At 64.6% G+C, this 24,945-nt stretch carries 24 protein-coding genes and 1 pseudogene; 11 read left to right on the top strand and 14 right to left on the bottom strand.

All coding sequences use genetic code 11. From position 1 onward, the window contains the following. Together ACIBG0_RS41280 and ACIBG0_RS41275 are read left to right on the top strand one after the other, a co-directional pair. On the top strand, positions 1 to 2,949 hold a 2,949-nt coding region (locus tag ACIBG0_RS41280), incomplete at its 5' end, for a DNA-directed RNA polymerase subunit beta (RefSeq protein ID WP_397040919.1). Positions 2,950 to 3,055: 106 nt separating this feature from the next. Then, entirely contained in the window at positions 3,056 to 7,009 is a 3,954-nt protein-coding gene (locus ACIBG0_RS41275; RefSeq protein WP_397040917.1) for a DNA-directed RNA polymerase subunit beta', read from the top strand. A gap of 89 nt (positions 7,010 to 7,098) precedes the next feature. On the opposite strand, the gene ACIBG0_RS41270 is transcribed toward ACIBG0_RS41275, so the two are convergent. Beyond that, positions 7,099 to 7,782 (bottom strand): hypothetical protein, encoded by a 684-nt coding sequence (locus tag ACIBG0_RS41270; RefSeq protein ID WP_397040915.1) that lies wholly within the window; start codon positions 7,780 to 7,782, stop codon positions 7,099 to 7,101. Between the two features lie 228 nt (positions 7,783 to 8,010). Here ACIBG0_RS41270 and ACIBG0_RS41265 point away from each other — a divergent pair, with 228 nt between their 5' ends. Both ACIBG0_RS41265 and ACIBG0_RS41260 read left to right on the top strand, forming a co-directional pair. Then, positions 8,011 to 8,331: a CD225/dispanin family protein gene (locus tag ACIBG0_RS41265; protein WP_397040913.1), complete on the top strand. Its 321-nt coding sequence runs from the start codon at positions 8,011 to 8,013 to the stop codon at positions 8,329 to 8,331. Positions 8,332 to 8,401: 70 nt separating this feature from the next. After that, positions 8,402 to 8,872 (top strand): PaaI family thioesterase, encoded by a 471-nt coding sequence (locus tag ACIBG0_RS41260; RefSeq protein ID WP_397040911.1) that lies wholly within the window; start codon positions 8,402 to 8,404, stop codon positions 8,870 to 8,872. 55 nt (positions 8,873 to 8,927) lie between these two features. Here ACIBG0_RS41260 and ACIBG0_RS41255 read toward each other — a convergent pair whose 3' ends face one another. Further along, on the bottom strand, positions 8,928 to 9,935 hold the full coding sequence (locus tag ACIBG0_RS41255) for an aldo/keto reductase (protein WP_397040908.1): 1,008 nt from the start codon (positions 9,933 to 9,935) through the stop codon (positions 8,928 to 8,930). Positions 9,936 to 10,035: 100 nt separating this feature from the next. On the opposite strand from ACIBG0_RS41255, the gene ACIBG0_RS41250 reads away from it, so the two are divergent. Continuing rightward, positions 10,036 to 10,902, top strand: coding sequence for a helix-turn-helix transcriptional regulator (locus ACIBG0_RS41250; protein WP_397040906.1), 867 nt, complete (start codon positions 10,036 to 10,038; stop codon positions 10,900 to 10,902). On the opposite strand, the gene ACIBG0_RS41245 is transcribed toward ACIBG0_RS41250, so the two are convergent. From ACIBG0_RS41245 to ACIBG0_RS41215, 7 genes and pseudogenes are all read right to left on the bottom strand, one after another. Next, a complete protein-coding gene (locus ACIBG0_RS41245; RefSeq protein ID WP_397040903.1) occupies positions 10,892 to 11,536 on the bottom strand; it encodes a hypothetical protein in 645 nt (214 codons plus the stop codon). The genes ACIBG0_RS41250 and ACIBG0_RS41245 overlap by 11 nt on opposite strands. Before the next feature lie 133 nt (positions 11,537 to 11,669). After that, positions 11,670 to 12,659, bottom strand: a complete 990-nt coding sequence (locus tag ACIBG0_RS41240) for a pirin family protein (protein ID WP_397040900.1) — start codon at positions 12,657 to 12,659, stop codon at positions 11,670 to 11,672. 67 nt (positions 12,660 to 12,726) lie between these two features. Then, complete coding sequence (locus ACIBG0_RS41235; protein WP_364358203.1) at positions 12,727 to 13,038, bottom strand: GNAT family N-acetyltransferase; 312 nt, start codon at positions 13,036 to 13,038, stop codon at positions 12,727 to 12,729. A gap of 18 nt (positions 13,039 to 13,056) precedes the next feature. Beyond that, positions 13,057 to 13,515, bottom strand: a pseudogene (locus tag ACIBG0_RS41230) (carboxymuconolactone decarboxylase family protein); the annotation flags it as partial. 69 nt (positions 13,516 to 13,584) lie between these two features. Then, a complete protein-coding gene (locus tag ACIBG0_RS41225; protein WP_397040898.1) occupies positions 13,585 to 13,878 on the bottom strand; it encodes a putative quinol monooxygenase in 294 nt (97 codons plus the stop codon). Between the two features lie 26 nt (positions 13,879 to 13,904). Then, positions 13,905 to 14,393 carry a MerR family transcriptional regulator gene (locus ACIBG0_RS41220; protein WP_397040895.1) on the bottom strand — a complete coding sequence of 163 codons (489 nt, stop codon included), beginning with the start codon at positions 14,391 to 14,393 and terminating at the stop codon, positions 13,905 to 13,907. 173 nt (positions 14,394 to 14,566) lie between these two features. Further along, complete coding sequence (locus ACIBG0_RS41215; RefSeq protein ID WP_397040893.1) at positions 14,567 to 14,935, bottom strand: VOC family protein; 369 nt, start codon at positions 14,933 to 14,935, stop codon at positions 14,567 to 14,569. Positions 14,936 to 14,994: 59 nt separating this feature from the next. On the opposite strand from ACIBG0_RS41215, the gene ACIBG0_RS41210 reads away from it, so the two are divergent. Beyond that, positions 14,995 to 15,198, top strand: a complete 204-nt coding sequence (locus ACIBG0_RS41210) for a hypothetical protein (protein WP_397040891.1) — start codon at positions 14,995 to 14,997, stop codon at positions 15,196 to 15,198. 12 nt (positions 15,199 to 15,210) lie between these two features. Here the strand turns inward: ACIBG0_RS41210 and ACIBG0_RS41205 are convergent, their stop codons facing one another. Further along, positions 15,211 to 15,702 carry a SixA phosphatase family protein gene (locus tag ACIBG0_RS41205; RefSeq protein WP_397040889.1) on the bottom strand — a complete coding sequence of 164 codons (492 nt, stop codon included), beginning with the start codon at positions 15,700 to 15,702 and terminating at the stop codon, positions 15,211 to 15,213. 183 nt (positions 15,703 to 15,885) lie between these two features. On the opposite strand from ACIBG0_RS41205, the gene ACIBG0_RS41200 reads away from it, so the two are divergent. Then, positions 15,886 to 17,556 (top strand): FAD-dependent oxidoreductase, encoded by a 1,671-nt coding sequence (locus ACIBG0_RS41200; protein WP_397040887.1) that lies wholly within the window; start codon positions 15,886 to 15,888, stop codon positions 17,554 to 17,556. Between the two features lie 46 nt (positions 17,557 to 17,602). On the opposite strand, the gene ACIBG0_RS41195 is transcribed toward ACIBG0_RS41200, so the two are convergent. Beyond that, on the bottom strand, positions 17,603 to 18,370 hold the full coding sequence (locus tag ACIBG0_RS41195) for an acyl-[acyl-carrier-protein] thioesterase (protein WP_397040885.1): 768 nt from the start codon (positions 18,368 to 18,370) through the stop codon (positions 17,603 to 17,605). A 138-nt stretch (positions 18,371 to 18,508) separates the two neighbouring features. Here ACIBG0_RS41195 and ACIBG0_RS41190 point away from each other — a divergent pair, with 138 nt between their 5' ends. After that, complete coding sequence (locus ACIBG0_RS41190) at positions 18,509 to 18,700, top strand: DNA-binding protein (protein WP_397040883.1); 192 nt, start codon at positions 18,509 to 18,511, stop codon at positions 18,698 to 18,700. A gap of 76 nt (positions 18,701 to 18,776) precedes the next feature. Here ACIBG0_RS41190 and ACIBG0_RS41185 read toward each other — a convergent pair whose 3' ends face one another. Beyond that, entirely contained in the window at positions 18,777 to 19,889 is a 1,113-nt protein-coding gene (locus ACIBG0_RS41185) for a transglycosylase SLT domain-containing protein (protein WP_397040881.1), read from the bottom strand. Further along, positions 19,886 to 20,209, bottom strand: coding sequence for a type VII secretion target (locus ACIBG0_RS41180; RefSeq protein WP_397040879.1), 324 nt, complete (start codon positions 20,207 to 20,209; stop codon positions 19,886 to 19,888). Before ACIBG0_RS41180 ends, ACIBG0_RS41185 begins: the two co-directional genes overlap by 4 nt. Positions 20,210 to 20,355: 146 nt before the next feature. On the opposite strand from ACIBG0_RS41180, the gene ACIBG0_RS41175 reads away from it, so the two are divergent. Both ACIBG0_RS41175 and ACIBG0_RS41170 read left to right on the top strand, forming a co-directional pair. Beyond that, entirely contained in the window at positions 20,356 to 21,330 is a 975-nt protein-coding gene (locus tag ACIBG0_RS41175; protein ID WP_397040877.1) for an NADPH:quinone oxidoreductase family protein, read from the top strand. Between the two features lie 108 nt (positions 21,331 to 21,438). Further along, positions 21,439 to 22,548, top strand: a complete 1,110-nt coding sequence (locus ACIBG0_RS41170; protein WP_397040875.1) for a winged helix DNA-binding domain-containing protein — start codon at positions 21,439 to 21,441, stop codon at positions 22,546 to 22,548. An 80-nt stretch (positions 22,549 to 22,628) separates the two neighbouring features. Here the strand turns inward: ACIBG0_RS41170 and ACIBG0_RS41165 are convergent, their stop codons facing one another. After that, on the bottom strand, positions 22,629 to 23,153 hold the full coding sequence (locus tag ACIBG0_RS41165) for an Lrp/AsnC family transcriptional regulator (protein ID WP_397040874.1): 525 nt from the start codon (positions 23,151 to 23,153) through the stop codon (positions 22,629 to 22,631). A gap of 160 nt (positions 23,154 to 23,313) precedes the next feature. On the opposite strand from ACIBG0_RS41165, the gene hppD reads away from it, so the two are divergent. After that, positions 23,314 to 24,522 carry a 4-hydroxyphenylpyruvate dioxygenase gene (gene hppD / locus ACIBG0_RS41160; RefSeq protein ID WP_397040872.1) on the top strand — a complete coding sequence of 403 codons (1,209 nt, stop codon included), beginning with the start codon at positions 23,314 to 23,316 and terminating at the stop codon, positions 24,520 to 24,522. The last annotated feature ends 423 nt before the right edge of the window (positions 24,523 to 24,945 follow it).

Here is a 24,945-nt window from a genome sequence, read left to right as displayed (position 1 = left end):
CACAGTGTGCGGGTCATTCCGTCGCGTGGTGCGTGGCTGGAGTTCGATGTCGACAAGCGCGACACCGTCGGTGTGCGCATCGACCGCAAGCGCCGTCAGCCGGTCACCGTGCTGCTGAAGGCACTGGGTTGGACCACCGAGGAGATCGTCGAGCGCTTCGGCTTCTCCGAGATCATGATGTCGACCCTGGAGAAGGACAACACCGCCGGTCAGGACGAGGCGCTGCTGGACATCTACCGCAAGCTGCGTCCGGGTGAGCCGCCGACCAAGGAGTCCGCGCAGACCCTGCTGGAGAACCTGTTCTTCAAGGAGAAGCGCTACGACCTGGCGCGCGTCGGTCGCTACAAGATCAACAAGAAGCTCGGCATCCACCTCGGCGAGCCGATCACCGCATCGGTGCTCACCAAGGAAGACATCGTCACCACGATCGAGTACCTGGTGCGTCTGCACTCCGGTGATCGGGCGATGACCGCGCCGGGCGGCGAAGAGGTGCCGGTCGAGGTCGACGACATCGACCACTTCGGCAACCGTCGCCTGCGCACCGTTGGTGAGCTGATCCAGAACCAGATCCGGGTTGGCCTTTCCCGCATGGAGCGCGTGGTCCGCGAGCGGATGACCACCCAGGACGTCGAGGCCATCACGCCGCAGACCCTGATCAACATCCGTCCCGTGGTTGCGGCGATCAAGGAGTTCTTCGGAACCTCGCAGCTGTCGCAGTTCATGGACCAGAACAACCCGCTGTCGGGTCTGACCCACAAGCGTCGCCTCTCGGCGCTCGGCCCGGGTGGTCTGTCTCGTGAGCGCGCCGGTCTGGAAGTCCGCGACGTGCACACCTCGCACTACGGCCGCATGTGCCCGATCGAGACCCCGGAAGGCCCGAACATCGGCCTGATCGGTTCGCTGTCGGTGTACGCGCGGGTCAACCCGTTCGGCTTCATCGAGACGCCGTACCGCAAGGTGGTCGACGGCGTGGTCACCGATGAGGTCAAGTACCTCACCGCCGACGAAGAGGACCGTCACGTCCGTGCGCAGGCCAATTCGCCGGTCGACGCCGACGGCCGCTTCATCGAGGAGCGCGTGCTCTGCCGCCGGGGCAATGACGAGAACGAACTCGTCCCCGCCTCCGAGGTCGACTACATGGATGTCTCGCCGCGCCAGATGGTGTCGGTCGCGACCGCGATGATTCCGTTCCTCGAGCACGACGACGCCAACCGTGCCCTCATGGGCGCGAACATGCAGCGCCAGGCCGTGCCGCTGATCCGTTCCGAAGCCCCGATCGTGGGTACCGGTATGGAGCTGCGCGCCGCGGTCGACGCCGGTGACGTCGTGGTGAACGAGAAGTCCGGTGTGGTCGAAGAGGTTTCGGCCGATTACGTCACTGTGATGGCCGATGACGGCACCCGCAAGAGCTACCGGATGCGTAAGTTCGCCCGCTCGAACCAGGGCACCTGTGCGAACCAGCGGCCGATCGTCGACGAGGGTCAGCGCGTCGAGTCCGGCCAGGTACTCGCTGATGGTCCGTGCACCGAGAACGGTGAGATGGCGCTCGGCAAGAACCTGCTCGTGGCGATCATGCCGTGGGAGGGCCACAACTACGAGGACGCGATCATCCTGTCGCAACGCCTCGTGGAAGAGGACGTGCTCACCTCGATCCACATCGAAGAGCATGAAATCGACGCCCGCGACACCAAGCTCGGTGCCGAGGAGATCACCCGGGACATCCCGAACGTCTCCGACGAGGTCCTCGCGGACCTGGACGAGCGCGGCATCGTGCGCATCGGCGCCGAGGTTCGTGACGGCGACATCCTGGTCGGCAAGGTCACCCCGAAGGGTGAGACCGAGCTGACCCCGGAAGAGCGGTTGCTGCGGGCGATCTTCGGTGAGAAGGCGCGCGAAGTGCGCGACACCTCGCTGAAGGTGCCGCACGGTGAGTCCGGCAAGGTCATCGGCATCCGCGTGTTCTCGCGCGAGGACGACGATGATCTGCCTCCGGGCGTCAACGAGCTGGTCCGGGTGTACGTGGCGCAGAAGCGCAAGATCCAGGACGGCGACAAGCTGGCCGGCCGCCACGGCAACAAGGGTGTCATCGGCAAGATCCTCCCGACCGAGGACATGCCGTTCATGCCCGACGGCACCCCGGTGGACATCATCCTGAACACCCACGGTGTGCCGCGTCGTATGAACATCGGCCAGATCTTGGAGACCCACCTCGGGTGGATCGGCAAGGCGGGCTGGGACGTCGGCGCGGGTGCGGACGGCTCCCGTCCGGACTGGGCCAAGGCACTGCCGGAAGAGATGCTGGCGGCTCCGGCCGAGTCCAACATCGCCACCCCGGTGTTCGACGGTGCTCGTGAAGAGGAGCTGACCGGTCTGCTCGCCTCGACCCTGCCGAACCGTGACGGTGAGCGCATGGTCGACGACAACGGCAAGTCGACGCTGTTCGACGGACGTTCCGGTGAGCCCTTCCCGTACCCGGTGGCCGTCGGCTACATGTACATCCTGAAGCTGCACCACCTGGTCGACGACAAGATCCACGCCCGTTCGACCGGTCCGTACTCGATGATCACCCAGCAGCCGCTCGGTGGTAAGGCGCAGTTCGGTGGTCAGCGCTTCGGTGAGATGGAGTGCTGGGCCATGCAGGCCTACGGCGCCGCCTACACGCTGCAGGAACTGCTCACCATCAAGTCCGACGACGTGGTTGGTCGCGTGAAGGTGTACGAGGCGATCGTCAAGGGCGAGAACATTCCGGAGCCGGGCATTCCGGAGTCGTTCAAGGTGCTCCTCAAGGAGCTCCAGTCGCTGTGCCTCAACGTCGAGGTGCTGTCTTCCGACGGCGCGGCGATCGAGATGCGCGACGGCGATGATGAGGATCTGGAGCGCGCGGCCGCGAACCTGGGCATCAACCTGTCCAGGAACGAAGCCGCGACCGTCGACGATCTGGCGAACTAGGCGGTAGGGCCGGATGTCGTGCACGCCGACGACATCCGGCCTCCGCGCTCGACCAACTAGTGAACTTTTTGCTCGAATTCGACCCGAATAGGGGAAAGGAAGTTACGTGCTAGACGTCAACTTCTTCGATGAACTCCGGATCGGTCTGGCCACCGCCGAAGACATCCGCCAGTGGTCCTACGGCGAGGTGAAAAAGCCGGAGACCATCAACTACCGCACGCTCAAGCCGGAGAAGGACGGCCTGTTCTGCGAGAAGATCTTCGGTCCCACCCGGGACTGGGAGTGCTACTGCGGTAAGTACAAGCGTGTCCGGTTCAAGGGCATCATCTGTGAGCGCTGTGGCGTCGAGGTGACGCGTGCCAAGGTGCGCCGTGAGCGGATGGGCCACATCGAGCTGGCTGCTCCGGTTACCCACATCTGGTACTTCAAGGGCGTGCCTTCGCGCCTCGGGTACCTGCTCGACCTGGCGCCGAAGGATCTGGAAAAGATCATCTACTTCGCCGCCTACGTCATCGTCGGCGTCGACGAGGAGCTGCGGCACAACGAGCTCTCTACGCTCGAGGCCGAGATGGAGGTCGAGAAGAAGGCTGTCGCCGATCAGCGCGACGCCGATCTCGAGGCCCGCGCCCAGAAGCTCGAGGCCGATCTGGCCGAGCTCGAGGCCGAGGGTGCCAAGTCCGATGTGCGCCGCAAGGTCAAGGATGGCGGCGAGCGCGAAATGCGTCAGCTGCGCGACCGCGCCCAGCGCGAGCTGGACCGGCTCGACGAGATCTGGAACACCTTCACCAAGCTGTCGGTCAAGCAGCTCATCGTCGATGAGGTGCTCTACCGCGAGCTGATCGACCGCTACGGCGAGTACTTCACCGGCGCCATGGGTGCGGAGTCCATCCAGAAGCTGATGGAGAACTTCGACATCGACGCCGAGGCCGAATCGCTGCGCGAGACCATCCGCAGCGGTAAGGGCCAGAAGAAGCTGCGCGCGCTCAAGCGGCTCAAGGTCGTCGCGGCCTTCCAGGCCAACGGCAACTCGCCCATGGGCATGGTGCTCGACGCCGTTCCGGTGATCCCGCCGGAGCTGCGGCCGATGGTTCAGCTCGACGGTGGCCGCTTCGCCACCTCCGACCTGAACGATCTGTACCGCCGCGTGATCAACCGCAACAACCGCCTCAAGCGACTGATCGATCTGGGCGCGCCCGAGATCATCGTCAACAACGAGAAGCGGATGCTGCAGGAGTCGGTGGACGCGCTGTTCGACAACGGCCGACGCGGCCGCCCGGTCACCGGACCGGGTAACCGCCCGCTGAAGTCGCTGAGCGATCTGCTCAAGGGTAAGCAGGGTCGTTTCCGTCAGAACCTGCTCGGTAAGCGCGTCGACTACTCGGGCCGTTCGGTCATCGTGGTCGGTCCGCAGCTGAAGCTGCACCAGTGCGGTCTGCCCAAGCTGATGGCGCTGGAGCTGTTCAAGCCGTTCGTGATGAAGCGTCTGGTCGACCTCAACCACGCGCAGAACATCAAGTCCGCCAAGCGGATGGTCGAGCGGCAGCGGCCCCAGGTGTGGGATGTCCTCGAAGAGGTCATCGCCGAACACCCGGTGCTGCTGAACCGTGCGCCCACCCTGCACCGCCTCGGCATCCAGGCCTTCGAGCCGCAGCTGGTGGAAGGTAAGGCCATCCAGCTGCACCCGCTGGTCTGTGAGGCGTTCAACGCCGACTTCGACGGTGACCAGATGGCCGTGCACCTGCCGCTGTCCGCGGAGGCCCAGGCCGAGGCCCGCATCTTGATGCTGTCCTCGAACAACATCCTGTCGCCGGCTTCGGGTCGCCCGCTCGCCATGCCGCGTCTGGACATGGTGACCGGTCTGTACTACCTGACTCGCCTGGAAGAGGGCGCGAAGGGCGAGTACCAGGCCGCCACCAAGGACGGCCCGGAGCAGGGCGTGTACTCCTCGCCTGCCGAGGCGCAGATGGCGGTGGACCGCGGTGAGCTCACCGTGCGTTCGCTGATCAAGGTGCGGCTCACCGACCAGCGGCCGCCGAAGGCGGTCGAGACCGAGCTGTTCCCGGACGGCTGGAAGCGCGGCGACGCGTGGATCGCCGAGACCACCCTCGGTCGCGTGCTGTTCAACGAGCTGCTCCCGGCGGACTACGCGTTCATCAACGAGCAGATGCCGAAGAAGCGTCAGGCCACGATCATCAACGATCTGGCCGAGCGCTACCCGATGATCGTGGTCGCGCAGACCGTCGACAAGCTGAAGGACGCGGGCTTCTACTGGGCCACCCGTTCCGGTGTGACGGTCTCGATGTCGGACGTGCTCGTTCCGCCGGAGAAGACCGAGATCATGGAGCGCTACGAGGCGCAGTCCGATCAGATCGAGAAGAAGTACCAGCGTGGTGCTCTCGATCACCAGGAGCGCAACAACGCCCTGGTCAAGATCTGGCAGGAAGCGACCGAAGAGGTCGGTAAGGCGCTGCGTTCGCACTACCCGGCCGACAACCCGATCATCACGATCGTCGACTCGGGCGCGACCGGTAACTTCACCCAGACTCGTACCCTCGCCGGTATGAAGGGTCTGGTTACCAACCCGAAGGGTGAGTTCATCCCGCGGCCGATCAAGTCCTCCTTCCGTGAGGGCCTGACGGTGCTGGAGTACTTCATCAACACCCACGGTGCCCGTAAGGGTCTGGCCGACACCGCGCTTCGTACCGCTGACTCGGGTTACCTGACCCGTCGTCTGGTGGACGTCTCGCAGGACGTCATCGTGCGCGAGCACGACTGCGCCACCGAGCGCGGCATCGTGGTGCCGATCGCCGAGAAGCAGCCCGACGGCTCGCTCATCCGGGACGCGCACGTGGAAACCTCCGCGTACGCCCGGACGCTCGCCTCGGATGCGGTGGACGCCAAGGGCAACGTTGTCGTGGCGAAGGGCGCCGACCTCGGCGATCCGGCCATCGAGGCGCTGCTCGACGCCGGTGTCACCGAGGTGAAGGTCCGCTCCGTGCTGACCTGCACCACCGGCACCGGCGTGTGCGCGACCTGCTACGGCCGCTCCATGGCGACCGGCAAGCTGGTCGACATCGGTGAGGCCGTCGGTATCGTCGCCGCACAGTCCATCGGTGAGCCCGGTACCCAGCTGACCATGCGTACCTTCCACCAGGGTGGTGTCGCGGGTGACGACATCACCGGCGGTCTGCCCCGCGTGCAGGAGCTCTTCGAGGCTCGTGTGCCGAAGGGCAAGGCGCCGATCGCGGAGGTCTCGGGTCGGGTGCGGCTCGAGGACGACGATCGCTTCTACAAGATCACCATCATCCCGGATGACGGTGGTGAAGAGGTTGTCTACGACAAGCTCTCGAAGCGTCAGCGTCTGCGTGTGTTCAAGCACGACGACGGCAGCGAGCGTCTGCTCTCCGACGGTGACCACGTCGAGGTCGGCCAGCAGCTGCTGGAAGGCGCGGCGGATCCGCATGAGGTGCTGCGCGTGATGGGCCCCCGTCAGGTGCAGATCCACTTGGTCCACGAGGTCCAGGAGGTCTACCGCTCGCAGGGTGTGTCGATCCACGACAAGCACATCGAGGTCATCGTGCGCCAGATGCTGCGTCGCGTGACGATCATCGATTCCGGTGCCACGGAGTTCCTGCCCGGTTCGCTCACCGAGCGTTCCGAGTTCGAGGCCTCCAACCGTCGCGTCGTTGCCGAGGGCAATGAGCCCGCGGCCGGTCGCCCGGTGCTGATGGGTATCACGAAGGCGTCGCTGGCGACGGATTCGTGGCTGTCGGCGGCATCCTTCCAGGAGACCACCCGAGTCCTGACCGACGCGGCCATCAACTGCCGCTCGGACAAGCTCATCGGTCTGAAGGAAAACGTGATCATCGGCAAGCTGATCCCGGCCGGTACCGGTATCAACCGTTACCGCAACATCCAGGTCCAGCCGACCGAAGAGGCTCGTGCCGCGGCGTACGCGGTGCCGTCCTACGACGACACCTACTACTCGCCGGACAGCTTCGGCGCCACCACCGGTGCCGCGGTTCCGCTCGACGATTACGGTTTCAGCGACTACCGGTAGTCGGTAATAGGCAATCGCCCCGCTCCAACAGGAGCGGGGCGATTGTCGTTCCACCCGTAGATGATGACCGGCGGTCAGCCGGCAGATTTCTAGCGATCCCGATGACGCACTCGGGGGCAGGTTTTGCCTGCGATGTGGCATTTCTCCTCGAAGCCAGCCGGTAGCCAGTTACCTGACTGCAAGAGGGGGTGGCTGGGGAACTGGGTGTGGGCCGCAAGTGCGAAAATCAGTACGGCCCATGGGCTTTGGACCTGCAGGAGATGCGGATTGCCGTTTCGGTCCGGATAGCGGCAGACCATTCGGTCGGGACCGGGCATATCCACCATTTCCAGACCGGCCCAGTGCACCGAGAACGAATGATCGGCGTTGTAGCAGTACATCCGCCGGTCCGAAACCATCACTGTTCCAGGGCGTTCGGCCACCCAGCGCGGGCGCAGTCCGGCTTCGGCCTGGCGGCGGCGCGAGCGGTTCGCCATAGCATTGCCGAGATGGGCGGCGGCCACAAAGGATAACGATCCGACTGCGGTCACGCTGTTGCGATTCCAGGTACCGTCGCCGACCGCGCGCCACTGAAACCAGACGGCCGGTCCCTCTGCCAGCGGAATTTCGGCGGGTTCGGTTCGGACCATAGTCGCCCGGGGCGGTAGTTCGGCAAGTCGGTCGTGCAGCAGGAAGTCGATGACACCGCAGGTGTACAGCAGATGGTCGTCGACCGTGGACCAACCCACCTGCTGCGCGATGATCCGATCGATATCGGCGGTCGGGTCGTACATCGGCCCTACCGTCCGATCGGCCGCAGACACATCGGCTTTCCCTCAACTCTCCGGGTCAACGCCGTCATGCAATATCCAATCGCGATAGATATGCCACCGTTGTCAATTGTGCCCAAGCCGAGCCGATCGCGCGATTACCCGCCGTCTGCACCAGTGCGCGAAAGGTTCGTAGGCTGGAACAGCCCGAAATGCGGGCCTGGCCGCCGACTTCGAGACGGGACTACACCCATGACGTACGGACAACAGCCCGGCTATGGCTATCCTCCAGCGCAACCGCAGTTCGAGCCACCGGCGCATCTGGGGTTCGCGCTCGTCGCGACGACTATCGGCACGCTGACCTGTCTGGTGGGGACGGCACTGGGGCTGGTCGCGATCATCTTCGGCGCGCAAGTGCACTCGAAGTGGATCGCGGGCGACGTCGCGGGTGCGACGGACGCGTCGAGGAAGGCGCGAGGCTGGGCGATCGGGGCCATGGTCGCGAATGTGGTGTGCGTAGTACTCGCAATCGGCTACCTGGCCGTCACGCTCACCCGATCGTCTTCCTACTGATCCATGGTGGACAACCGCCGTCCCGCCGGGGTATGAAATTAGAACACGTTTCAGTTCAGTGGGAGATGCGATGGATGACGCGGCTATGGGCGATCTGGTGATGGCCGGATTTCAGAAGCTGGGATTTATCCAGTTCACCGGCATCGAAGGAGTGGAGTTCGGCTCAGGCCGCAATGTCGTGACGATCGCGCCGAAGCCCGAACATCTCAACCACAATGGTGATCTGCATGCGGCGGTGCTGTTCGGCCTGGCCGAGACCGCGGCGATGGGTGCGTCGATCTCGGACATTGTCGATCTCATGGGTGAGACATTCATCGTCGCCCGTGACGGCCGGATCGAATACCTCGCGCGGGCCAAGGGGGAGGCGGGTCCATTCCTCGCGACCTCCGAGTTGACCGCCGAAACCCTGGAACAAGTGCGTGCCGATATCGCGGCGCGGGTCGATGTCGAACTCGAGGTGCCGGTGGAAATCACTGATAGCACTGGAAAGCCTGTTGCCGCATCGGCATTCACGGCGGTCATTCGGCCACGTCGGAAGTGACCGATTGCCCGGGGTCGGGAGGGCGACCCGAATGCGCGCCCTCCCGTAAACCACGTCAGCGCTCGCTGTCGAGCAGCGCCATCTGCGCGGCCGCATAACGCTCGCCCGCGATCTGATCGGCCGGCACTGCGGCCGCGATGGTTGCCAGTTCGTCGTCGCTGAGCTGTATATCCACGGCCCCAAGCGATTCCGTCCAGCGCTGGCGAGTGCGCGCACCGAGGATCGGCACGATATCCGCGCCCCGGCTCAGTACCCAGGCAATGGCCAGTTGCGCGACCGAAACATCCTTCTCCGCAGCGATTTTCGCGAGCGCATCGACCAATTTCAGGTTCTGATCCAGATTTTCACCCTGGAAGCGCGGGCTGTGCGCGCGGAAGTCGGTCGGCGCGAAGGTTGCACCCGGACGAACCGAATCGCTGAGCAGACCACGTGAGAGCACGCCGTAGGCGGTGATACCGATGCCGAGTTCCCTTACCGTGGGCAGGATTTCGGCCTCGATACTCCGGGAGATCAGCGAGTATTCGATCTGCAGATCCGCGATCGGGTGCACCGCAGCGGCCCGACGGATGGTTTCGACGCCGACCTCGGACAGGCCGATGTGGCGGATATAACCCGCTTCGACAAGTTCGGCCATGGCGCCGATCGTCTCCTCGATCGGTACATTCGGGTCCAAGCGCGCGGGGCGGTAGATATCGATGTAATCCACGCCGAGGCGCTGCAGGCTGTAGGTGAGGAAGTTGCGCAACGCGACGGGTCGATTGTCGGTGCCGCCCCAGGTGCCGCCCGGTCCGCGCAGTGCGCCGAACTTCACGCTGAGCACCATGTCCTCGCGGCGGCGCTCGGCGATGGCCTTGCCGATCAGCATCTCGTTATGACCAGCGCCATAGAAATCGCCGGTGTCGATGAGGTTGGCGCCGGAGTCCAGTGCGGCGTGGATGGTGGCAATCGATTCGGCGTCGTCGGCGGTGCCGTACATGCCGGACATGCCCATGGCGCCGAGTCCGATGCGACTGACCGCCGGGCCGGTATTGCCGAGCTTGCTGCTGAGCTTCGATGTCGTCATGGGATCAGCTTGGACCCCGTCAACGCGTGGCGGCAGAGATCGCTTATCGGGGGATCGGCGATCCCTGGCTGATCTGCGCGGATTGCGGGAAAGTGGTGCTATGGACCGATCCGAACTGGCCGATTTTCTGCGTAGGCGTCGCGAACAGTTGACGCCAGCGGATGTCGGGCTGCCTCCGGGGGTGCGCCGGCGCACACCGGGACTGCGTCGTGACGAGGTGGCCATGCTGGCGGGCATGTCCACCGACTACTACACCCGCCTCGAGCAGTCCCGCGGCCCGCGCCCATCAACCCAGGTGCTGGCGTCGTTGGCGCGGGCACTGCGCTTCAGCAATGACGAGCGCGACCACCTGTACCACCTGTGCGAGCATGCGCCGCCCGGCGGTGAGTCCGCCGACAAACACGTCGGTCCCGGGATCATGCATGTGCTCGCGAAACTGGATGACACCGCGGCCACGGTTATCACCGACCTCGGCGAGGTGCTGGTACAGAACCGGATGCACACCCTGCTCGTCGGCGACCATGCGAATCGGCGCGGCTGGGACCGGTTCTATGCCTGGCGTTGGTTCACCGATCCGCAGTCGCGTTCGATCTTCCCAGAGGACGACTGGGAGCGGTTGGGGCGCAACCACGTCGCGGATCTGCGCGCCACCGCGGCGCGCCGATCAGGCGATGCCGACGTCACCGAATACGTGAGCCGACTGCGTGCCGCGAGTATGGAATTCGAACAGCTGTGGCACGAACACGAAGTGGCGGTGCGGACTTCGGATATCAAGCGAATCCTGCATCCGGAGGTCGGCGCGATCGATACGGTCTGCGAAACCATGCTCACACCTAACGCGGCACAGCGTCTGCTGGTCTATATGCCGCGTCCGGGCACCGATGCCGCGCAGAAGCTGGATCTCTTGCGCGTCATCGGGACACAGCGCCTGCTACCGCACGACGATATCGGCTCGCTCAGGGATTGAGATCGAAGTAATCCATCGCCGCCTGAACGGCCGGTTCACCACCACCGGCGGACAGACCGGCGAACGCGCCGATGGTCCCGCCGACCACGGTCATGACCGGGACGGTGACGAAGTCGAAGACGAAAAGGCCGAGCGGGAAACCGAGGACGAATCCGATCGCGGCGCCGATCGCGGCCCCGGTCAGTACCTGCGGCATGGACTTCTCGACCTGATCGAAGAAGCGCTCCTCGGTGCTCACCTCTCGCACCGGGTCATCGGTCGTGCTGATCGGTGTGAGTGAGAGCCGGGTGCCCGCCTCATCGATGGCCGGCACCAGATCTATCCGATGCCCGGCGATCTTCACTGCGGTCGGCAGCGCGGCGACCACCTGTCCGTTGGGATCGGTCAGCGAGATGACCTTATTGTCGCGGACCAGATCCCAGCGGCCCTCGGAAATGGTCGTCACCACGGCGTGCCGGTTCTGCGTCGCCGCGACGTGGTAGCCGATGTGCTGGAAGAAACCCTGCAAATCGAGTGGTGCGTCGGCGGTCGAATCAGGCGCGGGCGCTGCGGGTTCGGCGTGTACGACGCTGGTGCCGATCGTGGTGGCCGCGAGCGCAAGCAGTGCCGTCGCGGTGATTCTGGAGATCCTCATCCTGCTCTTTCATCCGACCACCGGCGTGGAATGTCCGGTTCGTTCCGGACGAAGATACCGTTCCGTGACCGAATGTTGAAGGGTTTCCGCTGCAATCCCAGGGGAGTCCCGATTGTATTGTGTTGCTTGGTATTCAGGTCCTGGCCGAACCGACGCGACGCTTGCGCGGCTTCAGATGCAGACCGGGCAGCGGCGGTGCCGGAATGCGCTGTTGCGGTGTGTGACCCGCGATATCGGCGAAACGCTCGACAACGTGCTTTTCCCAATCGTTTCGCGCCTCGACGATGTCCTCATGGCTGCGGCCGACGAAGTTCCACCACATCACCAGTTCCTCGCCGAACGGCTCACCGCCGATGAGCGCGAAATGCGCACCCTCGGTGCTGGTCAGCGGCAACTCGTCGCGGCCGGCGCCCAGGTAGAGCAATGGGCCCGCGGCGATTTCGGTGCCATCGACGGTGACATTGCCCTCGACCACCATGAGCGCGTGCTCGAAATGGGGATCCAGGGCAATGGTGGTGTCGACGCCCGGTTCGATCCGCACATCCGCGCCGACGATCGGCGTGTACGCCTTGGCGGGCGAGGTGAGTCCGGCGAACGTGCCGATCAGCACGATGGCTCGCATTCCGGGAGCCTCGTAGACCGGCAGGTCACGATGCTGTTCGAAGTGTGGATCAATCCCGAGGCTATTGCCGGGCAACGCGATCCACAGTTGTAGGCCGTGCCCGGCTTGCGCCCCCGCGACGCCGTATTCGGAATGCGCGATGCCGCGTCCGGAGGTCATCAGATTCAGCTGTCCCGGCTCGATCTCCACATCGGAGCCGACCGAATCGCGGTGGCGGATACGGCCGTCGAACGGCCAAGTCACCGTCTGCAATCCGATATGCGGATGCGGATCGATATCCGGTGACGCACCCGTCTTGGTGACCGTGGGCGAGCCGAAGTGATCGAGGAAGCACCAGGCGCCGACGGTCGGCAGATCACGTTGCGGCAGTACGCGTTCCACGTAAACGCCGCGCACACCGCCGAGTGGAACCTCGCGCGCCGGATAGATCTCCGCGACCGGACCGCAAGCAGGGGTCGTCTCGCAGACCGCTTCCTCCGGATGCGGATCCAGGTCACTCATGCCTGCCCCTCGCTGGCGCTCGGTTCCGGCATGACCGACCTTGTCGCTGTGCTGATGGTTGGCTCGCTCATCGGGTGATGCCTTTGCCGACCACATGCTCGTCGTACTGCGGATGCTTCTCCAGGTAGGCCTTGATGAACGGGCACAGCGGTCGGATCACCCGGTCACGGGCGACCGCATCCTCCACCGCGTTCTTGGCCAGCACGGTGCCGAGGCCCTTACCGGAAAACGCGCCATCGATCTCGGTGTGGATGAACACCGTTTCGTCGTCGCGCTCCTCGTACTCGGCGAATCCAGCCAGTTCGCCGCCGTAGAAAACCTCGTAGCGCTGCTTCTCGTCGTTGCGAACGACCTTGCTCTCGGGCGTCGATTCGGTCATGGTCGACTTCTCCTTCGTCGGGCGTACCGGGTGCTTACTCAGGATCGATACGCGGTTGAACGCGCCGATCGTGGTGGCGACCCAGAGGATCGCCGAGACCTGCTCATCCGATAAATGCTCCCGCGCACGAGCGTACTCACGATCCATCGTGGCCTCGTCCGGCAGCGTGGTGGTGAGTTCGGCAAGTGCCAGTGCGGCCCGCTCCCGCGGCGCGTACAACTCGGTGCGCCGCCACGCGGACAGTACGGCGAGTTCGCGTTCGGTGGCACCGGCCGCGATGGCGGCGCGATGGTGCACGTCCAGGCAGTAGGCGCAGCCGTTGATCTGCGAGACGCGCAGGTTGATCAGTTCGATGAGCCTGCGGTCGAGTCCGGCTTCGGCACCGGCGGCGCGGACCGCGCTTGCCACGGTGTTCAGCGCTCGAAACGCTTCGGGTGTCTGCTTATCGATGAACACGCGTCTGCCGGATGACTCCATGGTCCGGATAGTAGAGCAGCACGGACCCGGACTGCGGTCCGGATGCCGTGCTGCGCTGGGCTCCTGAGATCAGGTGACCTCATGGAACCGCCGAAGGTGGAACGGCTCGATCAGGATCTCGTTCAATATTGCCGCCGCTTCCTTCAGATGCGGGGTTTCGAAATGCGTCGCGAGTGCCGCCTCGTCCACCCACTCCTCGAGCAGCACGACCCGACTCGGATCGCTCGGGTGCAGATACAGCTCGTAGGCGATCCAGCCCGCCTCGGCAAGTGTCGGCGCGACCAAATCCTCGAGCGTCTCGCGCAGTTCTGTCTCGTGACCGGGCTTGGCGGCGAACCGGACATTGAGCGTCAGAGTGGACACCGATGACTCCTGATTCGGGTGACCGGTCATTCCCGGCCGACAGGGGTGAAAGACATCTCTTCGCATGGTTTCGTGAGTGCGGCCGGCTTGACGGCGGCGGTTTTGCCCTCGTACAGGTCGATCTTGTAATCGAGCACCGATAGGGTCTGATGGAGTTCGTCGATCTTGGCGAGCACCTCCGCGCGGGTATTGCGGAACATCTGCAGCCGCTCGGGCACGGTGGATTCGCCCTCCCGCACCAATTCGGCATAGCGGACCATGTCCGCCACCGACATCCCGGTGGTGCGCAACCTGCCGATCAGCGCCAGCCACTCCAGATCGCGATTGCTGAACCGCCGCTTCCCGGCGTGATCGCGCCCGATGTAATTCATCAGCCCGATCCGCTCGTACCAGCGCAGCGTGTCGCGACTCAGTCCCGACCGATCCGCCGCCTCGCCGATCGAATACTGCGGCTTCTCCCGATCCGGATCGACGACTTGCTGATTACCGACAACCTGACCTACGGCTCCACCCACTGCACTCGCCCTTCTCGATGAACAAAACCGACGGTAATGACCTGGAGCGCACTCCAAGCAAGTCCTCATTCTGCCGAACATCGGTTGTCCTTGCCGCCGAGCCAGCATCTTGCGCGGGAGACCACGTCACCGTGTCCACTCACGATCCGGCTCGATCAGTTGGGCTGAGATCCTCAGTCGCGCTTGGGCAACTCCTGTACGGCCCACTTGTTGCCGTCAGGGTCGGTGAAGAAGGTGAACAGGCCCCAGCCCATATCCTTTACCGGTGACGCCTCCACACCCGCGGCTACCAGCTGTTGATAGGCGGCCTCGGCGCTCGGGACGACCATCTGCATGCCTTCGACGCTGCCCGGTGCGGCTTCGGTGATTCCTTCGCCGATACAGATGGAGCAGCCGGAGCCGGGTGGGGTGAGCTGGACGAAGCGCAGGCTCTCGTTGACGCGGTGGTCGTGGTCGGCATTGAAGCCGATCTTGGTGTAGAAGTCCTTGGCGCGGTCCACATCGGTCACCGGAATCGCGACCAGTTCGATTTTCCAATCCATTCGCTGAGCATCCCATCGGCTCGACGGCGAGAACGGGTTTTCGCACCTACTCTGGTGACATGCCAGGTAAGGACATCGACCGGATCAGGGCCCGCTCGGCCTGGGCCACGGTCAAGGAAAGCCCCGTGATCACCGCCATTGCGGTGGCGCCGTTCGTGCTGGCGCTCGGCGTCGTGTGGTGGTTGCTCGGCGGATTCGCCGCGTTCGTGCTGCTCGTCGTCCTCGGCGTCGTCGTGGTCGTCGGCGGCAAACTACTGAACTGATCGCACCCGCGCTCAGCGCGGAATGTGGAAGCGCACCAGATTGCCGGTGCCCTCGTCCACCTGCGCCCACGGCCGGTCGAATTCGAGTACCGCGAGCGCCGACGTGGGGAATTTCCGGCTGAGCTCGATCGCCGGATCGGAATCGCGATTGCTCGCCAATTCCCATGCCGTCCATGGCATTCCGGGCGCATGCCCGATGACCAGCAGCGTCGTGACATCGTCATCGCTGAGCTGGACCAATTCGATCAGCGTGCGCGGCGACGCCTGGTAGATGCCCGCCTCGTAGACCACCGGTGCGGTCAGGCCGGTGGCGGCCAGCGTCTCCCGGGTGCGGATGGCGGTCGAGCAGCGTACCGCATCGATCGGCGGCTGGGTCTGGCGTAACCACTGACCGGCAAGTCCGGCCTCGCGCCGACCACGCGGAGCGAGCGGGCGCTCGTGATCGGAGATACCGTCGGGATAGGACGACTTACCGTGCCGCATGAGGATCAGAGTCCGCACCATGGAGATACCGTAAGCCCTCCGGAGGAGAGGCCTCTAACACACTCGAGGCAAACTGAAAGCGGCATCACAATCACGGCGCCTTACGGGGCACCCTCCGCCGGCACCGTGACGATGACGCTCCCGACCACTCCCGACCCCCTTGGGTGGCTATAGCCCAGGTACATTTTCGAGGATCAGCACAATATGGCCTACGTAATCACGCAGCGTTGTTGCAACGACGCCAGCTGCGTCACTGAGTGCCCGGTCGATTGCATCCGTCCCACTCCGGACCAGCCCGAATTCGCGACGACCGAGATGCTCTACATCGACCCCGACACCTGTATCGACTGCGGTGCCTGCGTCGACGCGTGCCCGGTGGAGGCCATCTTCTCCGAGGATGATCTGACCGCGTCGCTGGCCAGGTTCCGTGACATCAACGCCGCCTACTTCCAACGGCATCCACTCGAATCGAACTTCGATCCGATCGTCACGCCCGCGCGCCCGCCCAAGGAACTCGGCACGCTGCGCGTCGCGATCGTCGGTGCGGGACCGGCGGCCTGTTACGCGGCCGATGAACTGCTGCGCCGCTGCGATGTCGAGGTCGAGATGTTCGATCGGCTGCCCACGCCGTGGGGGCTGGTGCGCGCTGGCGTCGCGCCTGACCACCCGGGCACCAAGACGGTCTCCGGGCTGTTCGAGTCCGCCTTCCGGCGCGAGACGCTGCAGTACTACCTCAATGTGGAGGTCGGCTCGCACATCACCCATGAGGAGCTGCTCGCCCATCACCACGCGGTCATCTACGCGGTGGGCGCGTCCTCGGACCGGCGACTCGGTGTGCCGGGCGAGGATCTGCCCGGCAGCCATTCGGCGACCGAATTCGTCGCCTGGTACAACGGCCATCCGGACTATGCGGATCGCAAGTTCGACCTGTCCGGTGAGCGCGCGGTAATCGTCGGCAACGGCAATGTCGCCCTCGATGTCGCGCGCGTGTTGACGGTGGACCCGGACGAGCTCGCCAAGACCGATATCGCCGACCACGCCCTGGATGCGCTGCGCGGCAGCAATATCCGCGAGGTCGTCGTGCTCGGTCGGCGCGGTCCGCTGCAGGCGGCCTACACCTCGCCGGAGTTCCTGGCACTGACGCATCTGAAGGGCGTCGATGTCATCGTCGAAGAGGCCGACCTGGCGCTCGATCCGGGCAGCCAGGCGCTGCTGGACGATCCGGGGGTCGAGCCGTCGCTGGAGCTGAAGTACACCCTCGCCAAGGAGTACGCGTCAGGGCGTCGTGACCCGGCCAATAAGCGGATTGTCTTCCGTTACCTGGTCTCGCCGACGGCACTGCATGGTGCCGATCACGTCGAGTCGGTGGAGTTCGCGCACAACGAATTGGTCAGCGAGAACGGCCAATTGCTGGCGCGTACGACCGATCGCAGCGAAACCCTGGAGACCGGACTGGTTTTGCGCTCCATCGGCTACAAGGGCGAAGCGATCAAGGATCTCCCCTTCGACGAGCGCCGCGCGGTCGTCCCGAATGAGCACGGCCGTGTCATCGGCGAGGACGGTGTTCCGGTGCCCGGTGTGTATGTGAGCGGCTGGATCAAGCGCGGTCCGCGCGGTGTCATCGGCTCCAACCGCATCGACTCCGAGGAGACCGTCGAGCAGCTCCTCGCCGACTTCACCACGGGCAAACTCGGTGTGCCACAGGCCGATAGGGCCGCGCTGAAGGCACTGCTCGCACAGCGGCAGGCCGATCTGGTCGACCGTGAGGGCTGGAAGGCGATCGATACGGCGGAGAAGTCCGCGGGTAAGGCGTCGGGCCGGCCGCGGGTCAAGTTCACGACCCGTGAGGATCTGCTGAAGGCCGCGCGCGGTTGAACAAACGACCGGCTCCGTTCCCAGTGAACGGAGCCGGTTCTTCTTCTTACAGGGGCATGATGCGCACGACGGTCGTGGTGGTGCCGCCGACCACGAACCACAACCGCAATACCGGTCGCCCGGAGCGGTCGCCCGGTTCATAGCGGCTGCGCACACTGACGTGTTGACGTGCCAGCACCGGCGCGACGTACTCGATCACCGCGCGATGCGGTCCGGCGACCAGCTTGGGGTATTCGACCAGGAACTGTTCCACTGCCTGCCAGTAACAAGCATTGTTGACGTGGTTGTACTGGTCGATATCGGTGGCCCGCACCGGGAACGGCATATCGGTATCCGATTCCGGCGGGGTGGCGTCGGTGAGATAGGGCCGCCAGCGCAGCCGGTGCTCGTTGGTGGTCTGCGCCAGATAGGACAAGCCCTCGTCGCTGATCCTGGCGGGCATATTGTTGGACTCGCTGATATTGATCCAGAAACCCTCGGTCTCGATCAATCCGCCGTTCGCGCTGGTGATGCGCACTCGCATATTCGTCCAGCGGGTGGACATGCTCGAACACCACCGCAGCAGCCGCACCTGGTCGGGCCACAGGATCGGCCGGATCACGTCGATGACCGTACGACGCACGATCCAACTCGGATCGGTCGTATGCAGGTTCGTCTGTTGCAGTTGCTCCCAGGCGATGTCCTGCAGATAACGTGCGACGGCGTCGAACCGCAAGCGGTTGTACGGATCTACATCGCCCGCCCGGATGGGCCACGCCGACGCAAACCCCATGCCCTCCTGGGGAAGCGGGGCGAGTGGCTGATCGAGTGACACTGGTGCTCCTCGCGCTGCACGGTGTGCCGCGTTCTTCTTACGCTGCTGTTCTGAGACGACTTTACGGGGCGTACGTCACACACTCGCGTCGAGCCGCCCCTACTCACATCTGTCGGTCCCGGAGGGCAGTATGAGGCGATGCCCGACACCGACCTCCCCGCGAAACTCGGCAAACCGGCCGAGCGCGCCCTGGCCGCCGCCGGAATCCACCGACTGGCCGACCTGACCACCTGGACCGAACGCGATCTCGCCGCCCTCCACGGGGTCGGCCCCACCGCCATCGCCAAACTCCGCACCGCTCTCGCCGAACGCGACCAGAGCTTCGCCTGAACCCCCTTCACGCGGGACGCCCCGACCCCGGCGCCGGTACTATCCCCAGCAAGTACTGAGGGGCGCCTTGATTCGGTTAGTAACCCTGGTAGGCCCCGCCGCTGTTTACGGCGGCCACGCCCGGAACATTGGACAGGGACCCATAACGGTCGATGGCGTAGCGAGTTCCGGCGATGATGTTATCGACCGGGTCGTAGATATTGTCGTGGCCGGGCGCCTTATATGCGCTGAAGGTGCTGTCGATCGTCTGCATCAGTCCCTTTGATGGGTGGCCGGCCGCGGCATTGCTGTCCCAATCGTTGACGATCAAGGGGTTGCCACCGGACTCATGCTCGATGATCATGGCCAGGGCCCGCTCATCGATTTGATCGGGACTGTATCCCATTTCGATCAATTTGGCCTTGGCCTTCTTGATCCATTCCGCGACATCGCCGGTCGGCATCGGCCCAGTGGCATTATGCGTACCACCGGTGGCTCCGGAATATGCACTGCCGGAGGACATCCCGGAGCCGCTGCCGTGGTGGCTGTTCGTCACATAGCTGGGCTTGCTTGTGGTCGAGGTGGTGGCGGTCGGCGTCGTGCTGGTGTTCTGCGTCTGTGACACACCGAGATTCGGGTCGCCGAGCTCGTTGAAGGCCGCCTGCAATTTCCCGACGGCACTGCGGATCCCGTCGCGGGCTGTGTTGGCTGCCGTCTCCGCAGCTTGCAATGCGAGGACGAGTTCCCACTGTCGACGCGCGGCTTCGAGTTCTTCGGACACGATCGCGGATTCCGCGCCACCCCTGCCTTCCCCCTCGGCCCGGCGGATTTCCGCGATGCGTGGTCCCGCACTGACGGTGCCATCGGCGGAAACCTCGAAGGGCGGATTCTGGTTTATGGCGTCGTTGCGCAGGCGCAGCACAGTGTCTTTTGCGCTCTGCAGGAGGTGTACCTGTTCGTTGAACGCGGTTTGGAGCGCGTTCAATTCAGTGCTCACCTTGCCAGCTCGGGACTTCTCGGTCTCCATCCGAGTGTTCGCCGCGTGGCCTGTGGCGCCGGACCAAGCCTTGGTGTCCTCGAGCCCCTTGGTATCGGTGACACCTTTGCCGACAACGCCGTCGAGACCGTCGGCGACCTTCTTGGCCTGCTCGCCCGCGTCACCGAGCTTTTCCGGATGCCAGTTGCTCACGTTGTCGATAGTGAGTGTCATGGCAGCTGCAGCCCGATCGTCTTCAGCTTGTTCGCGAACTCGTCCTCGGCCAACTCGTACTGACCGGCCGCGTTCTTCGTGTTGTCGGCAATCGTGGTCAGCCGCTCGCCGATGCGCTGCATGCAGCGATTCACCGTGTCGGTGACTTCCGGTATGACGGATCCGAAGTCGGTACCGGGCAATGCCGCAGCCGCGACCTGGAAGCCTTCACCGGCATTCAGCTTGCCGATTTCGCCCGCCTCGGTGCGCAGGTTGTCCGCGAATGCCTGCAGCGCGCCCGGGTCGACCCGCAGGGTCCCCGCGTCCATCTTCTCCACCACGAAAAACTCCCCCTTCGTCCCCACCTCAGGTCGCGGTCAGCATAGCAAAAACGGGTGGTGTGGACAGGGGACCGAACGGGGGTGGTTAGGTTGGTCGGACATCGGTGATGTTGTGGGTGTCGCCGAGTGGACAGAGAGGTCGGCATATGCGTGCAGCCCAGGTCAGCAAGCTGGAGGGGCCGGAGGCGGTCGAGGTCGTCGAGATTCCCGAGCCTGTGGCATTTCCGGGGGGTGTAGTCATCGACGTGCACGCGGCGGGGGTGGCATTTCCCGATGTGCTGATGACACGGGGGCTGTACCAGATGAAGCCGGAGCTGCCGTTCGTCGTCGGTGGGGAGGTGGCGGGGATCGTGCGGGAGGCGCCGGAGGGGGCGCATGTCGCGGCGGGGGATCGGGTGGTCGCGCTGACGCTGCTCGGCAATGCCCTTGCCGAGGTTGCCGTGGTGCCTACGCAGATGGTCTTCCGTTTGCCGGACAACGTATCTCTGCAGGCCGGGGCGGGGATCCTGTTCAACGATCTGACCGTGCACTTCTGCCTGCGCAACCGCGGCAGGCTGGCCGCGGGGGAGACCGTGCTGGTGCACGGCGCCGCGGGTGGCATCGGCACCTCGACGCTGCGGATGGCGGTGGCGCTGGGGGCGGGGCGGGTCATCGCGGTGGTGAGCACCGAGGAGAAGGCGTCGGTGGCGCGCGCCAACGGCGCCACCGATGTGGTGCTGACCGACGGCTGGCTCGCGGCCGTCAAGGAACTGACCGGTGGCCGCGGTGTGGATATCGTGCTCGATCCGGTCGGCGGCGACCGGTTCACCGACAGCATCCGCAGCCTCGCACCGGCGGGTCGTCTGCTGGTGGTCGGTTTCACCGCTGGTGAGATCCCGACGGTCAAGGTGAACCGGTTGCTGCTCAAGAACGTCGAGGTGATCGGGGCGGCCTGGGGCGAATGGGTGATGACCCATCCGGGATATCTGACCGAGCAGTGGGAAGAGGTCGAGCCCCTGCTGGCCACCGGCAAGATCGCACCCCCCGAACCGGTGCTCTATCCGCTTGACCGCGCCGCCGAGGCCGTGGCATCCCTCGACAATCGCACCGCCGCCGGCAAGGTCGTCGTCACCTTGCGCTGACCGTGGTCGGCGCGCACGAATCAGTACGCCGCGCACGAATTCCGCGACTATTCGATGCGCGGCGCGACAAATCACGCGCGCCGGTACGGTGATCTGATTATGGAGCGGATGCTGTCTGATCGGGTGTTGAATCGGACGTTGCTGGTACGGCAGCATTTGCTGGAGCGGTCGGCGTTGAGTGTGTTCGAGATGTGTGAGCACCTGGTCGGGTTGCAGGCTCAGGATTCGGCGCCGCCGTTCGTCGGATTGTGGAGCCGCATAGCGGATTTCGATCCCGCGACGGTTTCGGCGGCGCTGGAGGATCGCTCGTTGGTGCGAATCACCTTGATGCGCGGCACGATTCACATGGTCACGCCGCCGGATGCGGTGCGCATCGCACCGCATATCCAGCCCGAGCTCGAAAAGGTGCCCTTCCGAAAGGGTTTCAACTACGGCGCGATGGTCGGTTTGGATCCGGACGAGGTGCGCAAGCATGGTGAGGCCGCGCTCGGTGACGAGCCGATGTCGGCGGCGGACTTGCGCGCCAAGGCCGCGGCGATCTACCCGAATCGCGATGCCGGTGCGGTGCTGCAGACCTGGCTGTACCAACTGCCCGTGTTGCAGACTCCGCCGCGGGGCAGGTGGAAGGACAACAGCAGGCCGGTCTGGTCCCGCGTCGAACCCTGGCTCGGTGCACCGCTCGAACCGGGATATCCGTTGGCGGAGTTGGTCTTTCGCTATCTGCGCGCCTTCGGACCTGCCAGCACTATGGATATGCAGACCTGGTCCAAGCTGACCGGCATGAAGGCCGCCGTCGAACAGCTCGGTGACCGGCTGCGCACCTACACCGATGAACGCGGCCGCACCCTCTACGACATCGCCGACAGCGAACTCGCCGATCCCGACCTGCCCGCCCCGGTGCGCCTGCTCGGCTGGTACGACAATGCGATCCTTTCGCACCAGGACCGAACCAGAATCGTCCCCGACGGCGTGGCCCCACCCTTGCGCGCCTTCGCCGCCGCGGTATCTCCGGTCCTGGTCGATGGCTTCCTCGCGGGCTTCTACAAGATCTTCCCCGAGAAAGGTGTCGCCCGCCTGCGCATCACCCCGACCCGGAAGTGGTCGGCCATGGAATACGCGGCGGTGGATGCTGAGGCCAACGCACTCGTCGCATTCATGGAGGCCGATAAGCGGCCGAGTGTCGAAATCCTCGATGTGGGAGCGGATCTGCGTCCCTGAACTTATCGCGTACGGCGACATCCGACTGGCACCGCGGGCAATGGCCGACGAGGTGGGGTTACCAGTTGCTCTAGATGGGTTCAGGGCTGCGGGTTGTCCCGGTAGGCGGGTGCTTTCGTCGTTCCGGTGGGTGTGAGCGTCCGCAATAGCGGCAGCGTCCGGTGCGCGATCACTGTCGACAGCACGATCACACTGTGCGAGCGCACCACCGAACTCGTCCGGTCGATGCTCAACAATGCCGCCTGCAGTCCGGCATGTGAATCCGCCCCGATTCGGCACAGCACATCGCCGGAGCCGGTGGTCGCATATGCCTCCAGCACACCGGGAATCGCATCGAGCTCGGCCGCCACCGTATCCAGCGCCCCCTGAGCGATCTCCAAGGTGACGAACGCCTGCACATCGAATCCCGCTGCGGTGACATCGATTTGCGGATCATAGGAGGAGATGACGCCCGACTCCTCCATCCGCCCGATACGCGACTGGACGGTGGCCCTGGCGACCCGGGTGCGCCGGGATAGTTCGAGAATGCCCGCCTTCTGATACTCGTGCATCGCGGTGAGGATGGCGAGATCGAGTTCATCCAGCTTCGCGGGCGTGCGCGACATGACGGCCTCCGTTCGGGGCGTGACCCGGCGTGATGCGAGTCACGTGCAATGCTATTCAAATTGTCCAGCATAGGGGGTGACTTGCTAGCCGATTTCGCCATAGTGTCTAACCGAAATCGGTGATGTTGCCTATCCCAGGGGGTGGCGATTTCCTTGGATCATGACCATCGAGCATCTGCCGAATGCCCAGCGACGCAGTGGTCCGGTGCCCTCCGACGGTGAGTTGCGCCGGCTGATCGGGCTGGTCGATCACGACGACAGCATCGATCCGTTCCCGGTCATCGGGTGGGATGCACTGGTCTGGGTGGTCGGCAACGCGACCCAGACCGCGCACTTTTTGGAATCCGCCTTCGGCATGCGGCTCGAGGCCTACTCGGGCCCGGAGACCGGCAACCGTGATCACAAGGCGTATGTGTTGCGCAGCGGTGCGGCCAGATTCGTCGTCACCGGCGCGGTCGCCCCGGACAGCCCACTGGTCGCACACCACGATCGACACGGCGACGGCATTGTCGATATCGCGCTCGAGGTTCCGGATGTGGACCGCTGCATCGAATGGGCGCGCACACACGGCGCGCGAGTCCTTGTCGAACCGCATGACGACACAGACGAATTCGGCACCGTCCGCTCGGCCGCTCTGGCCACCTACGGTGAGACCAGGCATACGCTGATCGATCGCTCCGAGTACTACGGGCCGTATCTGCCCGGATATGTCGCCCGCCGTTCCGCGTATCAGCCGCGCGCAGGTACTCCGACCAGGCTGTTCCAGGCCATCGACCATGTCGTCGGCAATGTCGAGCTCGGCATGATGGACGAGTGGGTCGAGTTCTACCGCCGCGTCATGGGATTCACGAATATGGCCGAATTCGTCGGCGACGATATCGCCACCGAATACTCGGCGCTGATGAGCAAGGTGGTGGCCAATGGCAACCACCGGGTGAAGTTCCCGCTCAACGAACCAGCGGTCGGTAAGAAGCGTTCCCAGATCGATGAATATTTGGAGTTCTATCGCGGCCCTGGGGTCCAGCACATCGCGCTCGCCACCAGCGACATCATCGAATGTGTCGACGTATTGCGCCGCGAGGGTGTCGAATTCCTCGAAACGCCCGACACCTACTACTCCGATCCCGAACTGCGCGCCCGCATCGGCCATGTCCGCGTCCCGGTGCGCGAACTTCAGCGCCGCGGCATCCTGGTCGACCGCGACGAAGACGGCTACCTGCTGCAGATCTTCACCAAACCACTCACCGATCGCCCAACCGTCTTCTTCGAACTCATCGAACGCCACGGCTCACTCGGCTTCGGCAAGGGCAACTTCAAGGCCCTGTTCCAGGCGATCGAACGCGAACAGGCAGCCCGCGGCAATCTTTAACCGCGCATCGGTCCGCGAAGTTACCGCCGCAGTGAAACCACGGAGCGGGTTTTACGAGCGACCGTTCGTGGCCTGCCTCGCATCCGAGTCGTCGAAGCGCATGTGCCACAGCCGCTGAACTCGACTATTGAGTACCCGTTCACGAGGTGCCGAACGTCGCGCCATCACAACCTCAACGGAGTCAGTCTTACGAGCGACCCGTTCGCGCGTCTTGCGTCCGAGTCGTAGAAGTGCGTGCGCCTGCAGGTGCGAGTCTCGTCCTTCCCACATGCGCGCGCATCAGGTGCCGAACGCCCCGCCATCACCGACCACCACGGAGCGAGTCTTACGAGCGACCCGTTCGCGGCCCGTCTCGCGTCCGAGTCGTCGAAGCGCATGCGCCGCAGGCGCGAGTCTCGACGGCTCGGACGCGAGACCAAGGGG

The sequence above is a fragment of the Nocardia sp. NPDC050630 genome, from assembly GCF_044457245.1.
Classification (GTDB): Bacteria; Actinomycetota; Actinomycetes; order Mycobacteriales; family Mycobacteriaceae; genus Nocardia.
Note: the sequence above shows the minus strand (reverse complement) of the source record. Positions and strands in the feature narration are given on the sequence as shown.